Genomic DNA, 22849 nt, shown 5'->3' with positions numbered 1-22849 from the left:
TTGCGCCGCGTCATCCACGGTCGCATCCACGCTCAGATTTGCCGCAACCGCATCCAGCTCGGTACCAACTTCGCTGGCCAGTTCGCTAACTGCAACATCGGGAGCTGCGAGGGCAAACTCATCCGCAACCGGTACGAGCTCGGCTGGCACAAATTCGCCAGAGTCTATAGATTCCGAAATTCTCAGCAGGCGAACGAAACTGTGACCATCACCGCCGTCACCTCCTTCCGTTCCCGCTGCGGGCTCTTCAACAACCTCAAAAAGATCTTGATCACCTTCTAACGCTTCCAATACCGCAGCGATGGAGTCTTCGGCCAACACCTGCTCACTCATGTCACTCTCATCGTCTAGCTCGGCGGCAGACGCCAAGTCCAATGACGCATTCTCTCCGAGTTCAACGATTACACCGTTGAGCAAGACGACAGCGGTACTGCCTTCGCCGGCGAGCAAAACAGCGTCTTCAGTTGCAAGTTCTAGCACTTGCCCCTGTGCAAGATATTGAAGGTCATCGCCTGAGACGACGGAAAGATTTCCAGTTAAAGCAAGGACTTCAATATTTGCAGACGCCATTTTTACACCATTTTACAGTTACAGTTTTTTACACTCTGATTTTATCGGTATAGTGCGTTCGTCGTAATTGGACTGACGTACGGTATGCTCTAGATCCGTTTACGCTGGGAAGCCAACACCTAATTGATGAATTAGTAGGGATAATCGATGCTAAAACAGTCTTGTATGGCGCTTTTGATAGCAGCCACTTTTAGCACGCCTGCCGTTGCACAGGACAAGCTCGAATCCCTGATCAGAAATGCAATAGAAAAAAACCCTGTTGTACAAGAGCGCTGGCACCAGTTTCTGGCCTCAGATAAGGCAGTCGAAGGAGCATATTCAGGCTATAGGCCTAGCGTCGATGTTGGTGCCCGGTACGGTCACGAGTGGCGAGATTATGGACCCAGAGACGATTTTGCTGGGGCGGATGCCCAAATAACATTGACCCAGATGCTTTACGACGGTTTTGAAACTCGCAGCGACGTACGCCGGCTGTCTTCACTGCAGTTGGTTCGTTATCATGAACTCCTCAATACAGTAGAACAAACTGCCTTTGAAGCGTTTCAAGCCTACACAGATGTCTTAAGAAGACGAAAGCTCCTTGAGTTCGCGCGGCAAAATCTTGAACGCCATCAGGAAGTTTTCCAGCAGATCGTTGATGGCGTGGCGGCCGGCGTGGTTCGAACAGCTGACCTCGAGCAGGTCAGCGGCAGAGTCGCTCTGGCAGAATCCAATGTCGTAACCGAGCAGTCCAACCTGCATGACGTTACAGCCCGCTTTCTCAGAATAATCGGCACGGTTCCGAGCCTGGATGCGGAGCCATATACACCCGATAGCAATGCTTTGCCTAAAGGCCTCGAAGCCCTACTTCACCGGGCTTATGAGAATAATCCAGCTTTTCATGCCGCTATTCGGAACATTCATGCTGCGGATTCGACGGTTGATGTCCGGAAATCTGCAATGCAGCCCCGCCTCAATTTAACGGCAAATTACGGCACGCAAACCTACGATGATTTCGGAGCAAACAGCGGCCGCTCTGATGCGCGCGTCGGTATTGAATTACGGTACAACTTGTATCGCGGTGGACGTGATCGAGCAGCAATAAAAGAAGCCTATCAGCAAACCAATGTTGCCAAAGACCTTCGTGACCAGGAATGCATCAATTTACGTCAGAACGTGCAGATTGCTCACCACAACATACATGCAATTAAACGCCAGCTACCGTCTTTGAACCAACACCGCCTCTCATCCGAACGTGTTGTGGTTGCATACCGAGATCAGTTCAGCATCGGCGAACGAACCTTACTGGATGTTCTCGATGCAGAAAATGAGGCCTTCCAAGCTAAAAGCGCCTACGCGAACGCTCAGTATGACAAGAGCATAGCTTTGGCTCGCGCACTGACGGCAACGGGCGACTGGCTCGCCACGGTGGGCGTCGTTCGCGATGGTCTTCCCACGCTGACGGATTTGGGCGCGTCACCGCTGCCGATTGATGGCGCAACCGCCTGCCCTTCAATGGCAGACTACGTGATTGATAGTGATGGTGATGGTGTTCCGGACAACCTCGACTTTTGCCCTGGAACGCCCAGGGGAGCAATCGTAGATGCAAGAGGCTGTAAGCGCGACGAAGAGCCCGAGCGAACATTTGAAGCAGATATCGGGTTTTCTATCGGATCTGCTCAAATTGCGAGCACTTACGAGCCAGACCTTACTGAGATTGCAGACTTCATCCTCTCCAACAGAGATGCCAAGGTTGTTATTGAGGGACATGCATCCAGGGTCGGCTCCGCCTCATTCAATCAGAGTTTATCAGAGTTGAGAGCCGAGGCCGCGGCCAGGCTTCTTACGTCTCAGTTTGGTGTTCCACGCCAAAGGCTGGATGTCGTCGGTTACGGTTTTGATCGCCCCAAAATTGAAGGTGACACCAAGGCAGCTCATGAGGCAAACCAGCGTATCGAAATTCGCATATTTCCCAATCAAACAGACATTGAGAATTGACGTTTTGGTCACCAAAACAGAAGATGATGGTCATTAATAGTAGTAGGGCGCGGTCTTGCTACCTGCGCCCATAAGGATGTTTTTATCGACAGCCATCTTGACCCATTGCTCGAATGTTTGAGGATCGTCGGCGGCCACCATAATCTGACGAATAGTCCTGAGCACATCACAAGCGGCCTACCTCTCAGCAATGGGCAGTTATCACCTGCCACACTGGCACGTGCCGCGTCGAGAATGGGCATGAGCTGCAGGCAAACTCGGTCCAGCCTGTCAACACTGAATTCCGCACTTTTCCCGGTCATACTTCTATTAAAAGGTGAAAAGGCATGTGTGCTCACCGGGGTTGATTCCGAAAATTCAGCTCAGGTGATCTACCCAGAGCTCCCGGACTCCGCCACAACTGTCAATTTAGACACCCTGAACGCTCAATATTCGGGCCATCTGGCGTATTGCAAACCAACTTATAATCCCAACCGGCGAGCAAGCATAGCCAGCAAGTCAAACGACGGTCATTGGTTCTGGGGCACCTGGTCTAAATGTCGGGCACTGTATCGGGATGTGATCGTTGCATCCTTGCTGATTAACATTCTCGCTTTGGGCATGCCCTTATTCATCATGAACGTTTATGACCGGGTTGTGCCCAATCACTCAACCAGCACACTCTGGGTTCTTGCAGTCGGCATGACGGTTGTTTTGCTCGCCGATTTCAGCCTTAAAATGATGCGAACATGGTTTGTCGATCTGGCCGCACTACGTACGGATGTCGAAGTTTCATCCCGGATTATGAGCCGGGTACTCGGTCTCAACCTCGCAAGTAAACCTGCTTCAACGGGAGCCTTTGCTAACAGCATACAGAGCTTCGAGAGTGTGCGCGCATTCACCTCATCACTCACCGTACTGGCCCTCGTAGACCTGCCTTTCAGCCTTCTTTTTATAGCAATCATTGCCTGGATTGGCTGGCCACTGATACTACCAATCATTATTGGTGCTTTACTGCTGCTGATCTACGCAGCGAGCGTACAGAAACAGCTTCGGGCCATGTCTGATTCTACAATGAAGGCCAGTTCCCACAGAAACGCTATCATTGTTGAGGCGATCAATAATCTGGAGACCGTCAAAAGCTTTAACGGTGAGGGTCATATACAGGGCGATTTCGAAGGCAGCTCCCTGCAAGTATCTCGACAAAACGCCGCCATGCGCTTGCTGTCAGGAACTGTGACCCAGGGGGCCGCACTTGCACAACATACTGTTGCCGTGTCCATCGTGGTTATCGGTGTTTATCTTTTAATCGATGGGCAACTTAGCCAAGGCGGCTTAATTGCTGCCTATCTTCTGTCATCAAGGGTTATGGCCCCGATCAGTCAGACTGCGGGACTTTTAGCGCAATATCACAATGCAGCGACAGCTTTAGAAACTCTCGACACCGTGATGGAGCTACCTCAAGAGCGCCCTGAAGGCAAAGAATGGATCACTCGGCCAAGCTTAAACGGCAAAATTGAATTTCGCAACGTGAGCTTCCGATACCCAAATGATGAGCGTTACGCCCTGCATAACGCCAGCTTCACGATTGAGCCCGGTGAACATATTGTGGTGTTGGGTAAAAATGGATCCGGCAAAACAACCCTTCAAAGGCTCATGCTCGGGCTATATCAGCCAGAGACAGGCTCAATTCTTTTTGATGGTGTTGAGAGCCGGCAGCTTGACCCCGGATTCCTTCGCAAACAAATTGGTTATGTACCGCAAGACGTTCATTTGATGCATGGTTCCCTCAAACATAACGTTCTCTTGGGAGATCCGACGGCCGGTGATGAGCGTTTGTTAAAAGCCGCTGACCTGAGCGGTTTGGACACACTCGCTAGCAAACACCCCGCCGGCTATGACTTTATCATTGGCGAAAACGGACAAGGCCTCTCAGGTGGTCAAAGACAAACCGTTGCTATCGCAAGGGCTCTTGTCAATGACCCACCGATAATGGTTCTTGATGAACCAACAGAATCTTTGGATCACTCAGCTGAAGCAAGCTTGTGCAAAAGCTTAAAAACTGTTGGCAAAGACCGAACCATGGTCATGATCACTCATCGTTCACTGTTGCTTGAGCTTGCATCAAGAATTATTGTCATCGACAACGGGCAGATCGTCGCTGATGGTCCGAAGCAAGAAGTTATTGAAGCCCTGAGAAGCGGCCGAATCTCTGGGGGCAAAGCATGACGAAGCCCTCCGGAGCAGACAGCCCGAAAACGCAGGAGCAAAAAAGGTTCGAGGCCACAGCAAAAGTTTCTGAAAGCCTTAATAGAGGCGCTCCCGCTCTGGAAAGGTTCCTGAAACGATGGTCCTCTCAACCAGACTTGTCTGATTGGCGAGCGGAGAGTTCTTGGGCACAGATACAGCAGTCCCCCCTTAGAGCAAGATCGATGTTGTATGTAGGGGCTTTAGTTATTTTAGCTTTAATTATCTGGGCTTACTTCGCCCCTCTTGAGGAAGTTACTCGTGGTGAGGGCAAGATCATCCCTTCCTCGCAGCTTCAGATCGTTCAATCTCTGGATGGTGGGATAGTAAAGACCATTGAAGTCACCGAAGGCCAGCGTGTAGAAAAAGGCCAAATACTCATGCGGCTTGATAAAACGCGATCGCTGTCTGACATTCGGGAGCGTCAAGCCAGGATACTCAACCTGGAAGCCGAGACCTCGCGTTTACGTGCACAGATAGCCGCGGAGCTCCCAATATTTGATCCCGCGTTGGCTGAAAAATCTCCGCAATTGATCGACGATCAAACCTCACTCTACCTCAGTAGCCTGGAAGAATTGAAGGAACAGCAATCCGGTCTTGAGGAGCAGCGTATTCAGCGCCAACAGGACCTCGAAGAAGCCCTGGCGGCTTCCAGGCAGGCCCGAGAGGTTAAATCGCTTGCGCAGCAGGAGTTGGACAAAAAACGGCCTCTTCTTCGTTCAGGTGCCGTTTCAGACGTCGATATATTGCAACTCGAGCGGGAAATAGCGAGGGCAAACGGTGATCTGGAACGCGCTCAAGCATCAACACTTCGTGCGGAGGCCGGCATTAGGGAGAGCTCAAGCCGTCTGTCTGAAGCAAAGCTTACCTTTCAAAACCGCTGGCGTTCAGAATTGGCCGATGCCCAAGTGCGATTAAACGCACTCCTGCAGGAAGAGTCAGGTCTTGCAGACAGGGTTCAACAAACCGATATTCGCTCGCCGGTTCTTGGTATTGTACAAAGAATTTTCAGCACAACTGTCGGCGGTGTTGTTCTTCCGGGCAAAGAACTTCTGGAAATCGTCCCAGTTGACGATCAGCTCATTGTGGAAGCAAGAGTGTCGCCGGTAGACATCGCTTTTCTGAGACCAGGCCTGCCAGCAACCGTCAAGCTAACCGCCTACGACTTTAATATTTTTGGTGGCCTTCAAGCCGAGCTGGAGCACATCAGTGCAGATACCATCACTGACGACCAGGACAACACGTTCTATCTAGTGCGATTGAGAACGCTGGAAAACGAAATCAGTAATAGCCTCCCAATCATTCCCGGCATGACTGCCGAAGTCGACATTATCACTGGGGAAAAAACCATCTTGAACTACTTGTTAAAACCGGTGCTCAGAGCGACCAGCGAAGCGATGAGGGAGCGATAAGAGACCCATCATGCGCGTAGCAATCACCAGCAAAAGCTTCAACGCCCCGCACTGGCGGGAATTCTTCGACGAGACAATCTCCGTAGACGAGGTTCCACGCGATTGCCTGAAACCAGAAGTAGAATCGATCTGGATTTCCACAGCGATCAGGGGATGGAAGCAGCTGGCCAGCAGCTTGATGGAGAGTAACAAAGTAGTCGTGATCCTGACCCTTTCACCATCTTCAGAGGAAGCAAAAGTGGCATTCGGACTGGGGGTGCGGGCTTACTTGCATGCCGCAGCCTCGGCCGAGCTCCTCCAGAATGTGAGCACAACCATCGCAGCAGGCGGTTATTGGCTACCCCAAGATATGCTGCTGCGAATGGTTGGGCAATTCAATGATGTCCTGCCCGCCAAACAGGTCAACGATAGTAAACTGGCATGCCTGACCCACCGGGAACTTGAAGTTTGCAGGGAGGTCGCTCATGGCCACCCCAATAAACGGGTTGCAAAAAACCTTGGCATTACTGAGCGCACAGTTAAGGAACATCTATCCAGATCCTTCGCAAAGCTTAATGTCAAAGACCGGATGCAATTGATGCTTCTAATGAATGGCAACCACTTTAGGTAGGTGTGACGATGTTCGTCCAGAGAAATCAGGAAAATGGAATTATTGCGGTCAGCAGCATTGCACAGGCAGGATTCTCGGAACACGTCCCCGATAATAGTGATGAGCTTATAGAGTTTTATGCCAGCAACGGCGGCAAGTCAGAACTATTCAGGCAGTCTGACGCTGAGTTGGTACGCGTTATCGAAGACTTAGTCGACATACTGACGGCGAAGGGCGTATTTCAGTATACCGAGCTGCCCCCTGAAGTGCGTAACAAATTGAATTCCAGAAAAATCCTGCGCAGGGAGCGGAACAGTCTCGATTTACTAGGCACAAACGAAGACGATCTGCCTTGGCCATAGAAAGGTGTATTAAACTTCAGATTTGACCATTCCAGCGCTCGAAATTTTCAAGCAACATCAACACTTAATTAATATTGCTCAACAATCACTATCGTCGGTTTTATGTTCCGATAATCCCACCGATGAGATTGCCAACGCCATTCGCCTGCCACCTGACCTGGCCCAATCATCTTTCCTGCGAGGGTCCTATGACTAACCGGGGTGGCCTGACCACATGATCTTTGGTGGCCAGCCTGGCTGGTTCAGTGGCAATTGCTTGCTATGATGGCTGCCACTCTCAAAACGCCCATCAGCTGCGGATTGCCTGAGGTGTTTCAACAACTCACACAGAGACCTGCCATGTCTGCCAACGTCTTGTATACCAACCTGTCAGGCTACTACGACCTGATGTGTGCCGACATCGATTATCCGGCGCAGAGCCAGGGTGTCTGGAGGCTCCACCAGCTGTTCGGCAACGGCGGCACCCGCCATCTTGACCTGGCCTGTGGAACCGGGCCGCACATCCGGCATTTCCTCGATTATGGCTATCAATGCCAGGGGCTGGACATTAACCAGCCGATGCTCGATGTGGCAGAGCAACGCTGCCCGGAGGCCACCTTCAGTTTGCAGGATATGGGTGATTTCCGGTTCGAGGAACCCTTTGATCTGATCACCTGCTTTTTGTATTCGATCCACTACAGCGATGGCCTCGACAAGCTGACCAGTTGCATTCGCAGGGCTCGCGAAGCACTGGCCGAAAACGGCCTGCTGTGTTTTAACGCCGTCGACAAAACCCGGATCAACAACAACCTGTTGGTGAGCCACACCAACCGGCATGAGGGCAGCGAGTTTACCTTCCGCTCGGGCTGGCACTACCGCGGCGAAGGTGAGAGGCAATCTCTAAGGCTTAGCATCGACAAAACCACCGGTGGCGTCAGCGAGTCCTGGCACGACGAGCACGCCATGGTGGCACTGAGTTTTGCCGAGTTCGAAGCCCTGCTGTCGCCTTTGTTCGAGGTGCATATCCTCGAGCACGATTACGAACGGATTGTTCCCTGGGACGGCAGCTCCGGCAACGCGCTTTTTGTCTGCATCAAGCGCTGAGCGTTTCCGGAGCTGGTCAAAACCCGAGTGCCCTCAGTGTTTCATCCCGGAATGGTCCATGGTCATGCCGCCGTCCAGCGGGCGCACCATCAATTCAATGTTCATGGCCTCGGCGCCGTCAAAGTCCAGTCTGACCGGGATTTTCTCGCCCTCAACCAATGCCTGTGACAGCTGCTCCAGCATCAGGTGATAGCTGTGGGGCTTTAGCTCTACCGCCCCGCCCGCGGGGATGGTCAGGCCATCCTTCAAGGGTTGCATGCGCATCATGCCTTCGTGCATCAGGGATTCGTGGATGGACACGCGGCCAGCTCTGGGGCTTTCAGCGGCCACCAGGGTAATGTCCTGATCACCACTGTTGGTGATCACCATGTAGCCTACACCCATGGGGGTGCCGGGCGGAGTCGGGCGGCTCCAGGGCTGGTCAATCTGAATGGCGCTTTGCTTATCACTGGGGCCCTGGTGATCCTGATGGCCATGGCTTGCCGCCATGACGGGAATACAAAACGTCGCAGAGGACAACAGCGCGGCTGTGGCCCAGATATTGAGTCGGTTCATGGTATCTCGCACAATAATTGTTTGGTGTACTCGCAGGCTCCAAGTGTTGACCCTGCCCGGGCCATTGGCAAGCCCTGGAAGCTATTGGCCTGCCAATATCGGCCGATGTTCTAACCCGTTTTTTGCAACGCGTTGATCAGCGCCCCCAGAAACCGCGAGACCTCACCGCCGGTGGCGGCCCGGTGATCGAAGGTGAGTGACAGCGGCAGGATGCGACGAATGGTCGCAGTGCCGTTATGGGGCACCACTTTGTCCCGTATGCGCCCTGCCCCGACGATGGCTACCTGCGGTGGAATCACGATGGGGTTGGCGTATTGGCCGGTCATGGTGCCGAAGTTGGACAAGGTGATGGTGGCACCCTGCATTTCCCTGGGCGGAATTTTGCGGGTGACGACGGCGTCGCGGAGGTTTTCCAGACCCTGGCGCAGGTCTTTCAGGCTGCGATGGGTGATGTCTCGCAGCACCGGTACGAACAGGCCGTCCGGGGTGTCTACGGCAATACCCACGTGCACGTCATCCAGTAACTGACGGCCAAGATTATCGCCATCAAACCAGCAGTTGAGCGCCGGCACTTCCTCACAGGCTTTGCCGATGGCCTGCACCAGGCGCATGGTGGTGTCGGTGTCTTTGTTCCAGTCGCCGATGTCCGCATCTTCAAAAATCGACACCGGCACTACCTGGGCGTGGGATAGAGCCATGGCTTTGGCCATGGTACGGCGGGTGCCACGCAGGGATTCGGCATCGCCCACCTGCTTTTGCTGACTGGCTTGTTTGTGTACATCGTCAGTGGTGACCAGGCCGCCGGGGCCGCTGCCTTTGATGGTTTCCAGGCTCACACCGAGGCGTTCTGCCTGTGCCCGTACGCCCGGGGTGGCGCGATTGGCTCTGGCCCGTTTGCTGGAGGGCGCGGCGCCGATGATGAACTGGTCCTGATGAGCACCTTTGTCATCGCCGGCGGTTTTCAGTTCGCCGACGACGGTACCGGTGTCGTCGCCCTCGCCCTCAAAGGCTAAGAGCGGCTCGCCGGTGTGAATGATGTCGCCGGGCGCACCGTACAGCTTGGCAATGGTGCCGGCTTGTGGCGAGGGAACTTCGACGATGGCTTTGGCGGTTTCTACGCTGACCAGTAACTCGTCCACTTCCACGGTATCGCCGACCTTGATGTGCCATTCGACGATTTCGGCTTCCGGGAGGCCTTCGCCGAGGTCAGGGAGTTTGAAGTTTTTCATTGTTTTGCTCCGGGTTAGCATCTGGCGGTTAGTTTTGAGATTGGTCGCCAAGGTGGGGTCAGACCCCTTTGCTCACAAAGCAATCACCTGCTCGACGGCGCGAGTGATGTCTTCCACCTGGGGCAGGTAATACTGCTCGTTGCGGTAGTAGGGCATCACGGTGTCGTAGCCGGTTACCCGCACCACCGGGGCCTGTAAATCCAGAAACGCGCCTTCGGCGATGGAGGCGGCGACTTCTGCGCCGACACCGCCGTTGCGGCAGGCTTCGTGGATGATCACGGCCCGGCCGGTTTTGGCTACTGAACAGAGCAGGGTGTCCCGGTCCAGGGGGCTGACGGTGGCAACATCGATCACCTCGCAGCTCACGCCCTGCTCGGCCAGTTGGTCGGCCGCCTGCAGAGTTTCCAGCACGCAGGCGCCCCAGGTGATGAGGGTGACGTCGTCGCCTTCACGCAGGGTGAAGCAGGTATCCAGCGGCAGGGCCTCGCCGTTGTTTGCCACAGTTTGGGTGACCGCCCGGTAGATGCGCTTGGGCTCCAGAAAGATCACCGGGTCCGGATTGCGAATGGCGGCCAGCAGCAATCCGTAGGCCCGCTGCGGTGAGCTGGGAATGACCACCCGCAGCCCCGGAATATGAGCGAACAGAGCCTCGGTGCTCTCGGAGTGGTGCTCCGGGGCGTGAATGCCGCCACCAAACGGCGCCCGGAACACAATCGGGCAATGCAGCCGGCCCCGGGTGCGATTGCGCATGCGGGCGGCGTGGCTGATGATCTGCTCCACGCCGGCGTAAATAAAACCCATGAACTGGAATTCCGCAACGGGCTTGAGGCCCTGAGTGGCCATGCCTATCGCAGTGCCGGCAATCAGGTTCTCCGCCAGCGGCGTATCCATCACCCGCTTGAAGCCGAACGCCTCTTTCAGACCTACCGTCGTCCGGAACACACCGCCGTTGGTGGCGATGTCTTCACCCAACACCACCACGTTCTCGTCCCGGGCCATTTCCCAGTGCAGGGCCATGTTGACTGCTTCTACCAGGGTCACATCACGGGTCTCTTCACCATGCTCGGCCTTGCTCATGCTGCACCTCCCCGATACTTGTCGGCGATCTGCTCGCGCTGGCCCTTGAGTGCGATGGGGAGGGATTCAAACAGGTAATCGAGCATGGTCGTGGGTGGCTCGGCCTCGGTGGCCAGGTAGTCTGCCACGGCCTTGTCCACGGTTTGCTTGCACTCGGCCTGCAAGGTTTTTTCCTTGTCCGGACTCCACAAGCCGCTGCCGTGCAACCAGTTCTGCAGACGTTTAATGCCATCTTTTTCCCAGGCTCGCTTCAGATCTTCGGCACTGCGGTAGCGGGTGGCATCGTCGGCGGTGGTGTGGTCGCCCAGCCGGTAGGTGACGGCCTCGATCACGGTGGCGCCTTTGCCGCCGTAGGCTCGCTCCAGGGCAGTATCCACGGCCTCGGCGGTGGCGAAGTAGTCATTGCCGTCGACGATGTGCCCGGGCAAGCCAGCGCTGATGGCTTTCTGGGCCATGGTCTCCGCGCCGGTTTGAAGGCTACGGGGAGTGGAAATGGCCCATTGATTGTTGATCACCACAAACACCACCGGCAGGTGCCAGGCGCCGGCCAGGTTAATGCTTTCCAGGAAGTCGCCCTTGGAGGTGCCGCCATCACCAATGCAGCACACCACGGCCCGGGCTTCGCCCCGGATCCGAAACGCCGACGCCACACCCACGGCATGGCAACACTGGGTGGCAATCGGTACCGCAATCGGCAGGTCTTGCGGGCAATGCTCCCAGGCACTGCCCCGCTCGTCGCCGCCCCAATACAGCAGCAACTCTTTCAGGCTCACGCCTCGCAGTATATGCGTGGCCTGGTCCCGGTAATAAGGTACGAACACATCGGTGTTGGTCATGCTCTGGCCAATGGCCGTGCCCACCACCTCGTGCCCCAGTACAGAGGGGTAGGTACCGCACTTGCCGGTGCGTTGCAGAGCAATGGCTTTGGCATCGAAGGTGCGGGTCAGCACCATGTTGCGGTAGGCGGCCAGAACCCGTTCGGTGTTCTCGGCCTGGGGCGGCAGCTCACCCAGCGGCTTGCCGTGATCATCCAGATAGCGGGTGCTATCCACATGAAATTCATGGATTTGCCTCATCCCATCCTCCTGTCCCCCGGCCTTGCGATAGAGGCCTGACTGCGCAAAAGCCAGCTTGTGGCAAGCAGCGGCAGCGTTGGGGTGGTGCGTCTTGTTGTCAGCGTGGGTTACACGCAGCGGGATATCACAGAGCACCCGCAGGCACTCTGTTTAATATGTAGACGACCGGATGAGATAGAGCAAATGGCAGGCACTCAGGCTTTTTTGACAAACTCCGACTTGAGCTTCATGGGACCGATACCGTCCACCTTGCAATCGATGTCGTGATCGCCGTCCACCAGGCGAATATTTTTCACCTTCGTGCCTACCTTAACAATCAGACTCGATCCCTTTACCTTGAGGTCCTTGATGACCGTTACCGTATCACCGTCCTGCAGCTCATTACCGTTGGAATCCCGAATCACCGCACCAACCTCAGCAGCAGCTTGCTCAGCGGCCGTCCATTCATGGCCACATTCCGGGCAGACCAACTGAACGCCATCTTCGTAGGTGTATTCAGAATTGCACTGTGGGCAAGGGGGCAACTGAAACATTATCATTTCCTGTTAATCGAATGAGCGGAGGATTATACCATTACCGCCCCGGCGACACCCTCGCCAGAACCGTCGGGTTCTCCAACAAGGGCAATGCCAGAATCACGCCCTCATTGGACGCTGGAAACACCCCGGTTAATGCCGTGACATTAACCTGATGCGACACCAGAATCACCGCCGCCCCCGGCTCCAGCTCATTCACCAACGCAATCGTTTGCCGCGTTTGGGTATCGCCATCACCCCGATTCCGAAAAAACGAATTCAACGCGGGCCACTCCGTGACCTCCCCCATACCCATTTCACGCGCAGTATCCATACAGCGGCACCATTGACTGGAAAACACACGAGCCTCCTTGATACCCCTTGACTCCAGAAACGGCCCCCACGAACGGGCCTGCCCCCGCCCGACCGAATTCAGATTACGCTGAGTGCCGCAATCATCCACATCAAACCCACCGGGATCGCCGGTGCCTGGCGCCAAAGCATGACGCATCATCAACACGGCACGCCCTTCGCGGAGGGCGGTCCAAGCTTCGTTCTCGGCTGCCTCCGATTGCAGAGACAACAACGACAAGAGCATTAACAATCCCATAACCAGAACGTTCATCGCGCTCCCTCATCTCTCGATTGAATTACCAAACCGCGGAGGTACCCGAGCTGTCAGATCGGTGTCATTGGGGGCCGCCTTCCAAAAATGTCGAAGGCCAAGGATGGCCGGAGAGAAGCGCACAGGGAAGTGCTTGTAGCGGTTTTTGGAAGGCGGCCCTCAATGACACCTGCACCCAAAAGCGACGCCCCATAGACATCTACGCGGCCCAAAACTAACAAGCTCACCCCATCAAAGGTTAAAATATCGCACCGCCAAACCAACGAAGGAAAATCAACATGCCAATCTGGGTCGACGCCGACGCCTGCCCCGTTCCCATCCGGGAAATCCTCTGCCGCGCCGCCACCCGCTGGCACGTCCAGACCACCTTCATCGCCAACCACGTCATCACCCTGCCGCCGAGCCCGTACATCAGCCGCCGTCAGGTACCCCAGGGCTTCGACGTCGCCGACAACGAAATCATGGACCAGATGACCCAAGGCGATCTGGTGATCACCCAGGATATCCCCCTGGCGGCGGAGGCCATCGAAAAAGGCGCCGACGTCTTCAACCCGAGAGGACAAGCGTTCACCAGAGAAAACATCCGCCAGCGCCTGGCGATGCGAAACTTTATGGAAGAGATGCGCAACGCCGGACAGGTGACCGGTGGCCCCGCCCCCTTCGGCCAGGCCGACCGCAAAGAATTTGCCGACAAACTGGACCGGTGGCTGCAACAGAACACCCTCAAGTGATAATGATTATCTTTTAAAAAATAATAGGATCCGCTACCCTTCCTGCCTTCGGATGCCCAGCTCCAGCCAGAAGGACGCGAACATGCAGCCAAATACCCACCAAACTACCAGCTTCGCGGCCCTTGGCCGCTTGATGCGATACGCTCGGGGTTACCGCCGCCGGATTATCGCTGCAGCCAGTTGCTCCGTGATCAACAAGCTGTTCGATATTGCGCCGGAAATTCTGATCGGTGTTGCCATCGACGTCGTGGTTAACAAAGAAGAAAGCTTTGTGGCGGGCCTGGGTTTCGAAACCGCCCAGCAACAGATCACGATCCTGGCGGTACTGACCTTTTTCATCTGGGCAGGCGAATCCCTGTTCGAATACCTGTATCAGATTCTCTGGCGCAATCTGGCCCAGCGCCTTCAATCAGATCTGCGACAAGATGCCTACGAGCACGCCCAGCGCCTGGACATGAGTTTCTTTGAGGCCCGCAGTTCCGGGCAACTGGTTGCGACCATGAACGACGACGTCAACCAGCTGGAGCGATTTCTGGATGGCGGTGCCAACGCCATGATTCAGGTGGCGGTCACCGTGGTCGCGGTAGGTGCCGTGTTCTTTGTCTTGTCCCCACTGATTGCCCTGCTGGCGTTTACACCGATCCCCCTCATCATCTGGGGAGCCTTCTATTTCCAACGTAAAGCCGGGCCGCTGTATGCCGACGTGCGTGAGAAAGTTGGCGATCTGTCCAGCCGCCTTGCCAATAACCTGGGGGGCATTGCCACCATTAAAAGCTTTACCGCAGAACTGCGTGAAGCCCGCCGACTGGAACAGGCCAGTGAAGCCTATGTCGACGCAAACCGCCGGGCCATTCGCATCAGCTCTGCGTTCATCCCCGTCATCCGCATGGCCATTCTCGCCGGTTTTCTGGCTACCTTTACGGTGGGCGGCATGATGGCCCTGAGTGGTGACCTCAACGTGGGCGCCTACGGTGTATTGGTGTTCCTGACCCAGCGCCTGCTCTGGCCCCTGACCGGCCTTGCCGAAGTCATCGATCTGTTCGAGCGTGCCATGGCCAGCACCCGCCGGATTCTGGACCTGTTGGCGGAACCGGTAAACGTAAGAGACCAGGCAGGGCAAAACCTGGCACAGCCGGTTCAGGGCAAGGTGGCGTTTGACCAGGTGGGCTTTCATTATGCCAGCAGCGGCGCCGGTGTTAACGGCATCAGCCTGGAGGTACCTGCCGGCAACACCCTGGCCCTCGTGGGCGCGACTGGCTCTGGTAAATCAACCCTGATCAAGCTGCTGCTGCGGTTCTATGACCCGACCCAGGGTGAGATCCGCCTGGATGGCCAGCCCATTCGCGATGTAAGCCTGAAATCTCTGCGGGATGCCATCGGCCTGGTCAGCCAGGATGTCTACCTGTTTGAAGGCAGCATTCGTGACAATCTGGCCTACGGCAAGCCCGATGCCACCGATGAGGAGATAACTGAAGCAGCCCGAACAGCCGAAGCCTGGTCGTTCATCAGCCAGTTACCCGAGGGTCTGGATACGGCGGTTGGCGAACGCGGGGTACGACTGTCCGGTGGGCAGCGCCAAAGGCTGTCTCTGGCCCGGGCGCTGCTTAAAGACCCACCTGTTCTGGTGCTGGACGAAGCTACCAGCGCCGTCGACAACGAAACCGAAGCGGCGATTCAACGCTCGCTCCGGCGGATAGGCCATAACCGGACCGTGATCATGATCGCGCACCGGTTGTCGACGATCGTTGATGCCGACACCATTGCGGTCATCGACAACGGCCAAGTAATCGAACAGGGTGATCATCAGACTCTACTGGAGCTCAATGGCGCCTATGCGGCGCAATGGCGTGTTCAAACCGGGCAAGTCCAGTAAACTACCATTTAATATTGATAGTAATTCGCATTTAGATTACTCTGCCCTCCTGCCTATGGGAGAGCCTGAATGCCTGCGTTTTTTGAAGTCGCCCAACTGGCGGTTCGTCTGGGCGAAACCGCCGTATTGCACAATGTCAGCCTCGCGTTTCGGGAGGGTGAGGTAACAGCACTCCTCGGCCACAATGGCTCCGGCAAATCGACATTGTTAAAAATCCTGGCTCGGCAGATCGCGCCGACCCAGGGAGTCACCTTGCTCAACGGTCACCCTTTCAAGGCTACCGGCTCCCGGGCCTTCGCGAGAACCGTGGGCTACCTGCCCCAGCACCCCCCGGCAACCGACGGTCTCACGGTACGGGAGCTGGTCGCGCTGGGGCGCTATCCCTGGCGCGGACCACTTGGCCGATACACGGCTGAAGACCAGGGCCTGATCGACCGGGCCATCCAAGATACTGGCCTGACACGGTTCGCTGACCGTGCGGTGGACACCCTCTCTGGTGGTGAACGCCAACGGGCCTGGATCGCCATGTTGCTGGCCCAGCAAACCCGATGTCTGCTGCTGGATGAACCCATTTCCGCACTGGATGTGAAGCATCAGGTGGAAACCCTACGCCTGGTCCACGGCCTTGCCGCGGAGCGGGAACTGACGGTCATTGCGGTATTACACGATGTCGATCTTGCGGCCAGATTCTGCGATCGCCTGGTCGCCCTGAAAGCCGGTCAGGTCGTGGCGGATGGAGCACCCGCCGTGATTATGGACAGCGGCGTACTGGAGTCGATCTACGGTGTCGCCATGGGCGTGATGGAACGAGCACCCGGACAATGGGTGTCTTATGTTCACTGAACAGCGCACATTCCGCCCACTGGTGTATCTCTGTTTCCTTGCATTCCTTATCAGCCCGCCTGCGCACGCAGGCACCTGGGGCCATGAGACGGGCACGCTCACCCTGCCCCGGCCGCCCGAGCGTATTGTTGCCCTGAACTGGGCAGCCACAGAAGCGCTGTTGCTACTGGGCATCACCCCGGTAGGCGTGGCAGATAGGGACGGCTACAGCGCCTGGGTGCAAGCCCCGGAATTACCCGATGGCGTTGCCAATGTCGGCACCCGGGTTGCACCGAGTCTGGAGGCGATTGCCGAACTCAAGCCAGACTTGATTGTCAGCAGCGCCGACCTGGCTCCTGCGGCCGGGTTACTGGAACGCATTGCCCCCACCTACGTCATCAGCGTTTACAAAGAGGGCTCAGCCCCCTTCGCCAAAGCCAGGGAAATGCTGATCACTCTTGGCCAGATGCTGGGCCGTGAGAACCAGGCCGATGCCGTGCTCACCGACATCGACCAAACACTCGAGCAGCAGCGCGTCAGGCTGGCAAGGGCCGGCATGGATCAGCAACCAGTGGCTCTGGTTAACTTTCTGGACGACCGACATGTTCGTGTCTATGCGCCCAACGGCCTCTATCAAACCACACTCAACGCCCTGGGGCTGAGCAACGCATGGCCTGATAAAGCTAATCACTGGGGCTTTTCGGTGGTTGGCCTCGAGGCCATTGCGCCCTACCAAAACAGCCGTATCGTGGTGATCTCGCCCACCCTGACCGGGCTGTCGGATCTGCTGGCAGCCAGCCCATTCTGGACTTACCTGCCGCCCGTCAAGCGCAATCAGGTGTATCAGATTAACCCGGTTTGGCCATTTGGAGGCGTGTACCCCGTCAAACGACTCGCAATCTTGCTGGCGGATGCCCTGATGGAGGGAGGCCATAACAATGTTCGCTGACTCGGCACGCGCTCCTGCAAACGGCCCCATCCTACCCACACGGCTCCCGGTTACCATTACCCTGCTCTGGCTTATCGCTCTGGCAGCCAGCACCATTCCCTGGCTGGATCAGTTGGCGCCGGGCGAACTGGTGGCGGCGTTCTGGAGTTATAACCAAGAGTATTACCCATCGGTACTCGCCCATTACAGCTGGGCGCCCAGGGTTTCAATAGCCATCCTGATCGGGTGCGGACTGGGCCTGGCGGGTGCCGTTACCCAGCAGATCCTTGGTAACCCCCTGGCCTCACCCAGCACACTGGGTGTGGAAGCCGGCGGGCAGTTCGGAGTGACCATGGCCACCCTTTTTGTGCCCGGTTTGCTGGCCTTCAGCCCGGATCTGGCGGCCGTAGCCGGAGGCCTGCTGGCCATTGGCCTGGTGATTGCGCTGACCTGGCGCCTGGGCTTCTCACCGGTCACCGTTATTCTGGCCGGGCTAGTGATCACCTTCTTTCTCGGCGCCATGAACATGGCCTTTTTGCTGCTCAAGGGCGAATGGCTGGGCAACCTGTTTATCTGGGGAGCAGGCTCTCTGGTTCAGAATAACTGGGAGCCCTTCCTGCAACTGTTGCCACGGGTGCTGATACTCGCGATTGCCATGCTGATGTTGATGCGGCCACTGGCACTGCTGCAATTGGGGCAGGCTTCGGCTTCGGCACTCGGCGCCAAAGTGGCGTTGGTGCGTGGCGGCGCGCTGCTTCTGGTAGTCCTGATGAGCTCCGTGGTGGTCAGTCGGGTCGGTGTGGTGGCGTTCGTGGGGCTGGCCGCCCCGGTGCTGGCCAAACTGCTAGGTGCCCGTTCGCTCGGTGAGAGATTGTTCTGGAGCACGATCACCGGCGGCGGGCTTTTGCTGCTGGCAGATACCCTGGCGCACTGGGCAACCACCCTGGGTAACGGCTCCATTGTGCCCACCGGCACCACCACCGCCTTGATCGGCGGCCCCGTTATCCTGATGGCCTTGCAGGGCATTCGAAACACTCACCATATGCCCGGCGCGGACTCGAGCCCGGCGGGGTTCCTGCCCACCCGCAAGCCAACCCTTCTGATTGCCGGCATTCTGACGGCCCTGCTGGTGCTGACCATCGCTGTGTCCATGGCCTGGTCGCCCGGCCTGAGTTCCTGGCACTGGACACCGGTGTCTAACTGGGGCGATGCCTGGGTGTGGCGTGGTCCACGGCTGTTGGCGGCCATTCTTGCCGGCATGGCTCTGGGCATGGCCGGCACCCTGATACAACGTATGACCGGCAACCCTATGGGCAGCCCGGAATTGCTGGGCATCAGCGGTGGTGCGGCCCTGGTGATGGTGGTGCTGGTGCTGACAGGCGTCGACATCGGCCGTGGCGGCCAACTGATTGCTGCCACTGCCGGGGCCGCTGCAGCGCTGGGCCTGTTGATTCTACTGGCCCGCCGCCATCGTTTTGCCGGCAATCAGCTTCTGCTGGGCGGACTCGCACTTTACGTCTTCATGGATGCCGGCTTGAGGCTGGTGATGGCCTCCGGCGGAACGGTTGCGTCGCGCCTGCTGAACTGGATGTACGGTTCAACCTGGCTGGTGTCTGAACAGGAAGCCATTGGCTTGATGGCACTCGTGCTAACCCTGGGGGCACTCCTTTTGCTGGTCCTTCGCCCGCTAACCCTGCTCCCCCTGGGCGACGCGGCCGCGTCATCTCTCGGGCTACCGGTTGCACGGGCCCGACTGCTGCTTCTACTTCTGGCTTCGGTACTGACCGCTGCCGCCACCGTGGTGATCGGCCCCCTGAGTTTCGTCGGGTTGATCGCCCCCCACCTTGCCAGAGTGCTGGGCCAGCAAACGGTGGGGCGCCAGCTTTTGGTTGCAGCTCTGGCAGGTGGACTGCTGTTGGCCATCGCCGACTATCTGGCGCGGGTGGTCGTGTTCCCCAACCAGTTGCCATCCGGACTGTTGGCGGCTCTGGTGGGTGGTGTTTACTTCCTCTGGGGACTGAGCCGCCATGGCCGTCACTGAGATTTCTGGCGATCTCTGGCTGGCCAGCTATCACCACCTGCTGGCCCAGCACGAGCTGAAACGACACAACACCTTGAACGGCGCACTGGCACAAAGCAGCGACCAACCTGGTGAGTTGTTCTCATTGACGCAAATTCTGGCAAAACCAGCGCTGCTGAAAGAACAGGTGTTGAGAGATTACCCCGATGCGGAACAGCCCAGACTCCACAAGGCCCGGATATCGGTGCTGCACCAGAGCCTGGCCTTGCAGGTCATCGCCCCTCGGGTAATCGAGCTGTTCCGGGATGGCGTCAGCGCGCCCCTGAACCCGGACCGGATTCACCTGTGCTCACTGGAAAGCTCTGACGCCACCTCCCGCTGGCGTCACTTGTCTGACGATCGGGCGCCGCTGGCGCCGGAGGCATTCATTGACACGACCGCTGATCAGGTACGGGCCTGGTACCCGGTCTTCCGGCAACATTTCGGGGTCAGCCCCGGCGCCTACTGGAGCAGCGTTGGCCTGGCATTGGGTGCCCCGTTCTCCGCGGTTTGGAATCAGGTGGACCCAGACGCACTGTGTGCCCTGGCCACCAGCTGGCTGGCACGATTTGAGTGTGATGCAAACCGATACATCGACTGGATACCGGCCGAGTTCAGTCAACAGCGTTGCGCACTCCCTCAACGGCGAGGTTGCTGCCTGAAGTATCTTTTACCTGGTGGGGGATACTGCGGGACTTGCGGGATTTACCGTCGCGACCGCATCGACAGCGTCAGAGAGTCAACATCAGACACACCAAAGCCAGCGACATGACACTGATGGCAACCACAGCAATTTTCAGCCCTTCCTGCACTTCACGTTCCATCGTCAAACATACTCCTGTTTCTTGACCAAACAAACACTCTACGGATAAAACAAACTACTATTTGTAAACGATAATCTTTATCATTACAATCCGTGTTACAAAATCTAAATCTACCTCCCAATCGATCAGAGGAATACCCAGGCATGCAGTTGCTCCCCCTCACCAAACAGCAAGCAAAGCATCCGTTCCGCGGCACGTGGACCACCGGACTGCTGGCGCTGGCCATGGCAACCACCCCGGCGCTGGCCCAGGAAACGCTAACCCCGATCAACGTCAGCGGCGAGCGCCTTGAAGACCCATCGGCCCCGGTGGATGGCTATATTGCCACTTCCAGCCGGGCGGGCACCAAAACCACCACGCCGATCACCGAGATCCCACAGTCCATTTCCGTGGTGACGGCAGATCAGATACAAGACCAGGGCGTTGCCAGTGTTCAGGAAGCCTTGCGCTACACCGTGGGCGTAGGGGCCGAGCAGTTTGGTCTTGATAGCCGGGGCGACTGGCAGTCCGTGCGCGGCGGCGATCCGGTAATCTACCTCGATGGCATGCAGAAGACGTTTGGTTTCTATCAGAGCCCGCGCACCGAGCCCTACCTGCTGGAACGCATTGAAGTCATTCGCGGGCCTTCCTCCGTGCTGTACGGCCAGGGCAATGTGGGGGGCCTGGTAAATCTCGCCACCAAACGCCCCCAGGCAGAACAATCTACCGAACTGAAACTTCAGGTAGGAAATCACTCCCGCAAGCAGGCCGCAATCGATTCAACCGGGGCCCTGAACGAGGATGGCACCCTGTTGTACCGTTTTATCGCCCTTGGCCGCGACAGCGATACCCAGGTCAACAAGGTCGAAGACAACCGTGTGGTTATCGCGCCGTCGATCACCTGGCGCCCGACGGATCAGACCGAATGGACCCTTATGGCGCTGCATCAGGAAGACCGGTCGGGAACTACCTCGCAGTTCCTGCCGATTGAAGGCACCCTGAAACCGTCACCGTTTGGCCTGCCGCAGATCCCCTATGATCTGTTCATCAGCGAGCCGGATTTCGACCGCTACAACACCAGGGAAAAGGCGGTGACCTCCCTGCTCAGCCACCAGCTGAACAACATCTGGACAGTGCGGCAAAATCTCCGATACTCAGAAACCGAGGTGGATTACCAGAGCATCTACCCCCTGTTTACGCCTGCCCTGAAACCAAATGGCGATATCGCCCGGGTCGCGTACGCCAACAAGCCTAACCTGGATACCGTAACGGCAGATCACCAGGCGGAGGCTCTATTCTCAACGGGCAACGTCGATCACACCGTGCTGCTAGGATGGGATTACCAGCATGCGGTCAGTAACAGCCGCCGTGCTTACAAGGCAGACATCGGAGACTTGAACGTGTTTAACCCGGTCTACGGAAACTATGACCGGCTGACCGAAAGTGATTTCAGCGAGACACCGGAAAACACGGTCATCCAGAGCGGGTTCTACGCCCAGAATCAGATGACCATCAATGATCGCTGGATTGCCGTGCTGGGCCTTCGCCATGATAGCGCCCGCAACAAGACCGAAGGCGGCACGGCCTTCACCGACGAGGAAGTCACCGGCAGGGCTGGTTTGATGTACAAGTTCAGCAACGGTGTCACGCCATTCGTCAGCTACTCTGAGTCGTTCAAACCGGTAACCGGCCTTGATGTTTTCAACAATCCGTTCGAGCCGTTAAAAGGTGAGCAGGTTGAAGTCGGCGTAAAGTATCAGCCGGCTGACTCCGCGAGCCTGTATACCGCTACGGTGTATGATCTGCGCGAAAAGAACCGCCAGGCTCCAGACCCGATGAACCCGAACAATCAGATTCAGAACGGGGAGACCAGTGCCAGGGGCATCGAGCTGGAAGCGAAAGTGGACGTCAACGCCCATTGGGACCTGATCGCCAACTATGCCTACACCGATACCGAGGTTAAGGAGGGCAACAACCAAGGCGCTCGACTGGCCAGCATACCAGAACACACAGCATCACTCTGGAGCCAGCATGAGCTGCGCGCCCTCGGTATTCCAGGGCTTCGCGCCGGCGCCGGTGTCCGCTATGTCGGATCAAGCTGGGACGGCACCGACCAACTCAAGACCCCGGCAGAGACCCTGCTGGACGCCATGATTGCCTACGGTCGGGACAGCTGGGAGCTGGCCCTGAACGTCAACAACCTGACCAATGAGACTTATTTCACTACCTGCCTGGCTCGAGGCGATTGCTTCATTGGCACCAAACGCACGGTGACGGGTACCCTGAGCTACCGTTTCTGATGTCCTCCTGACAAGCAAAAGGCCACCGCAAGCCGGT

Annotated in this window: 20 protein-coding genes; 13 read left to right on the top strand and 7 right to left on the bottom strand. The window is 56.9% G+C overall.

Going from position 1 to position 22849, the window contains the following annotated elements; genetic code table 11:
- Positions 1-570, bottom strand: a 570-nt coding sequence (locus C7H08_RS18200; RefSeq protein ID WP_165793967.1) for a retention module-containing protein, incomplete at its 3' end; no start/stop codon positions are given.
- 147 nt (positions 571-717) lie between these two features.
- On the opposite strand from C7H08_RS18200, the gene C7H08_RS13705 reads away from it, so the two are divergent.
- The 6 genes from C7H08_RS13705 to C7H08_RS13680 all read left to right on the top strand — a co-directional run bounded on the left by C7H08_RS13705 (position 718) and on the right by C7H08_RS13680 (position 8219).
- The gene (locus C7H08_RS13705; protein ID WP_106672799.1) at positions 718-2547 is read left to right on the top strand and encodes a TolC family outer membrane protein; all 1830 of its coding nucleotides are present in this window, start codon (positions 718-720) and stop codon (positions 2545-2547) included.
- A 105-nt stretch (positions 2548-2652) separates the two neighbouring features.
- A complete protein-coding gene (locus C7H08_RS13700; RefSeq protein ID WP_106672798.1) occupies positions 2653-4755 on the top strand; it encodes a type I secretion system permease/ATPase in 2103 nt (700 codons plus the stop codon).
- A complete protein-coding gene (locus tag C7H08_RS13695) occupies positions 4752-6185 on the top strand; it encodes an HlyD family type I secretion periplasmic adaptor subunit (protein WP_106672797.1) in 1434 nt (477 codons plus the stop codon). The genes C7H08_RS13700 and C7H08_RS13695 overlap by 4 nt, the downstream gene beginning before the upstream one ends.
- 10 nt (positions 6186-6195) lie before the next feature.
- Complete coding sequence (locus C7H08_RS13690; protein WP_106672796.1) at positions 6196-6795, top strand: helix-turn-helix transcriptional regulator; 600 nt, start codon at positions 6196-6198, stop codon at positions 6793-6795.
- A gap of 8 nt (positions 6796-6803) precedes the next feature.
- A complete protein-coding gene (locus C7H08_RS13685; protein ID WP_106672795.1) occupies positions 6804-7136 on the top strand; it encodes a hypothetical protein in 333 nt (110 codons plus the stop codon).
- 339 nt (positions 7137-7475) lie between these two features.
- Entirely contained in the window at positions 7476-8219 is a 744-nt protein-coding gene (locus tag C7H08_RS13680) for a class I SAM-dependent DNA methyltransferase (protein ID WP_106672794.1), read from the top strand.
- 33 nt (positions 8220-8252) lie between these two features.
- On the opposite strand, the gene C7H08_RS13675 is transcribed toward C7H08_RS13680, so the two are convergent.
- The 6 genes from C7H08_RS13675 to C7H08_RS13650 all read right to left on the bottom strand — a co-directional run bounded on the left by C7H08_RS13675 (position 8253) and on the right by C7H08_RS13650 (position 13296).
- Complete coding sequence (locus tag C7H08_RS13675; RefSeq protein WP_227663401.1) at positions 8253-8774, bottom strand: copper chaperone PCu(A)C; 522 nt, start codon at positions 8772-8774, stop codon at positions 8253-8255.
- A 110-nt stretch (positions 8775-8884) separates the two neighbouring features.
- Entirely contained in the window at positions 8885-10003 is a 1119-nt protein-coding gene (locus C7H08_RS13670; RefSeq protein WP_106672793.1) for a dihydrolipoamide acetyltransferase family protein, read from the bottom strand.
- Between the two features lie 72 nt (positions 10004-10075).
- A complete protein-coding gene (locus tag C7H08_RS13665; protein ID WP_106672792.1) occupies positions 10076-11080 on the bottom strand; it encodes an alpha-ketoacid dehydrogenase subunit beta in 1005 nt (334 codons plus the stop codon).
- Positions 11077-12156 (bottom strand): pyruvate dehydrogenase (acetyl-transferring) E1 component subunit alpha, encoded by a 1080-nt coding sequence (gene pdhA / locus C7H08_RS13660; protein ID WP_106672791.1) that lies wholly within the window; start codon positions 12154-12156, stop codon positions 11077-11079. Before pdhA ends, C7H08_RS13665 begins: the two co-directional genes overlap by 4 nt.
- A 194-nt stretch (positions 12157-12350) precedes the next feature.
- Entirely contained in the window at positions 12351-12689 is a 339-nt protein-coding gene (locus C7H08_RS13655; RefSeq protein ID WP_106672790.1) for a zinc ribbon domain-containing protein YjdM, read from the bottom strand.
- A gap of 40 nt (positions 12690-12729) precedes the next feature.
- Positions 12730-13296 carry a histidine phosphatase family protein gene (locus C7H08_RS13650; protein ID WP_106672789.1) on the bottom strand — a complete coding sequence of 189 codons (567 nt, stop codon included), beginning with the start codon at positions 13294-13296 and terminating at the stop codon, positions 12730-12732.
- 278 nt (positions 13297-13574) lie between these two features.
- Between C7H08_RS13650 and C7H08_RS13645 the strand changes: the two genes are divergently transcribed.
- The 7 genes from C7H08_RS13645 to C7H08_RS13615 all read left to right on the top strand — a co-directional run bounded on the left by C7H08_RS13645 (position 13575) and on the right by C7H08_RS13615 (position 22812).
- Positions 13575-14027: a YaiI/YqxD family protein gene (locus tag C7H08_RS13645; RefSeq protein ID WP_106672788.1), complete on the top strand. Its 453-nt coding sequence runs from the start codon at positions 13575-13577 to the stop codon at positions 14025-14027.
- 82 nt (positions 14028-14109) lie between these two features.
- Positions 14110-15900: an ABC transporter ATP-binding protein gene (locus C7H08_RS13640; protein WP_106672787.1), complete on the top strand. Its 1791-nt coding sequence runs from the start codon at positions 14110-14112 to the stop codon at positions 15898-15900.
- 69 nt (positions 15901-15969) lie between these two features.
- On the top strand, positions 15970-16743 hold the full coding sequence (locus C7H08_RS13635) for an ABC transporter ATP-binding protein (RefSeq protein WP_106672786.1): 774 nt from the start codon (positions 15970-15972) through the stop codon (positions 16741-16743).
- Complete coding sequence (locus tag C7H08_RS13630; RefSeq protein WP_106672785.1) at positions 16733-17671, top strand: ABC transporter substrate-binding protein; 939 nt, start codon at positions 16733-16735, stop codon at positions 17669-17671. Before C7H08_RS13635 ends, C7H08_RS13630 begins: the two co-directional genes overlap by 11 nt.
- On the top strand, positions 17661-19691 hold the full coding sequence (gene fhuB / locus C7H08_RS13625; protein WP_106672784.1) for a Fe(3+)-hydroxamate ABC transporter permease FhuB: 2031 nt from the start codon (positions 17661-17663) through the stop codon (positions 19689-19691). The genes C7H08_RS13630 and fhuB overlap by 11 nt, the downstream gene beginning before the upstream one ends.
- Positions 19678-20481, top strand: coding sequence for a (2Fe-2S)-binding protein (locus tag C7H08_RS13620; RefSeq protein WP_106672783.1), 804 nt, complete (start codon positions 19678-19680; stop codon positions 20479-20481). The genes fhuB and C7H08_RS13620 overlap by 14 nt, the downstream gene beginning before the upstream one ends.
- A 195-nt stretch (positions 20482-20676) precedes the next feature.
- Positions 20677-22812, top strand: a complete 2136-nt coding sequence (locus C7H08_RS13615; protein ID WP_106672782.1) for a TonB-dependent siderophore receptor — start codon at positions 20677-20679, stop codon at positions 22810-22812.
- The last annotated feature ends 37 nt before the right edge of the window (positions 22813-22849 follow it).

Origin of the sequence: Marinobacter halophilus (genome assembly GCF_003007685.1) — a bacterium.
GTDB classification, from domain to species: Bacteria; Pseudomonadota; Gammaproteobacteria; order Pseudomonadales; family Oleiphilaceae; genus Marinobacter; species Marinobacter halophilus.
The sequence above is the reverse complement of the archived record's forward strand: the minus strand, read 5'-3'. Positions and strand labels throughout refer to the sequence as shown.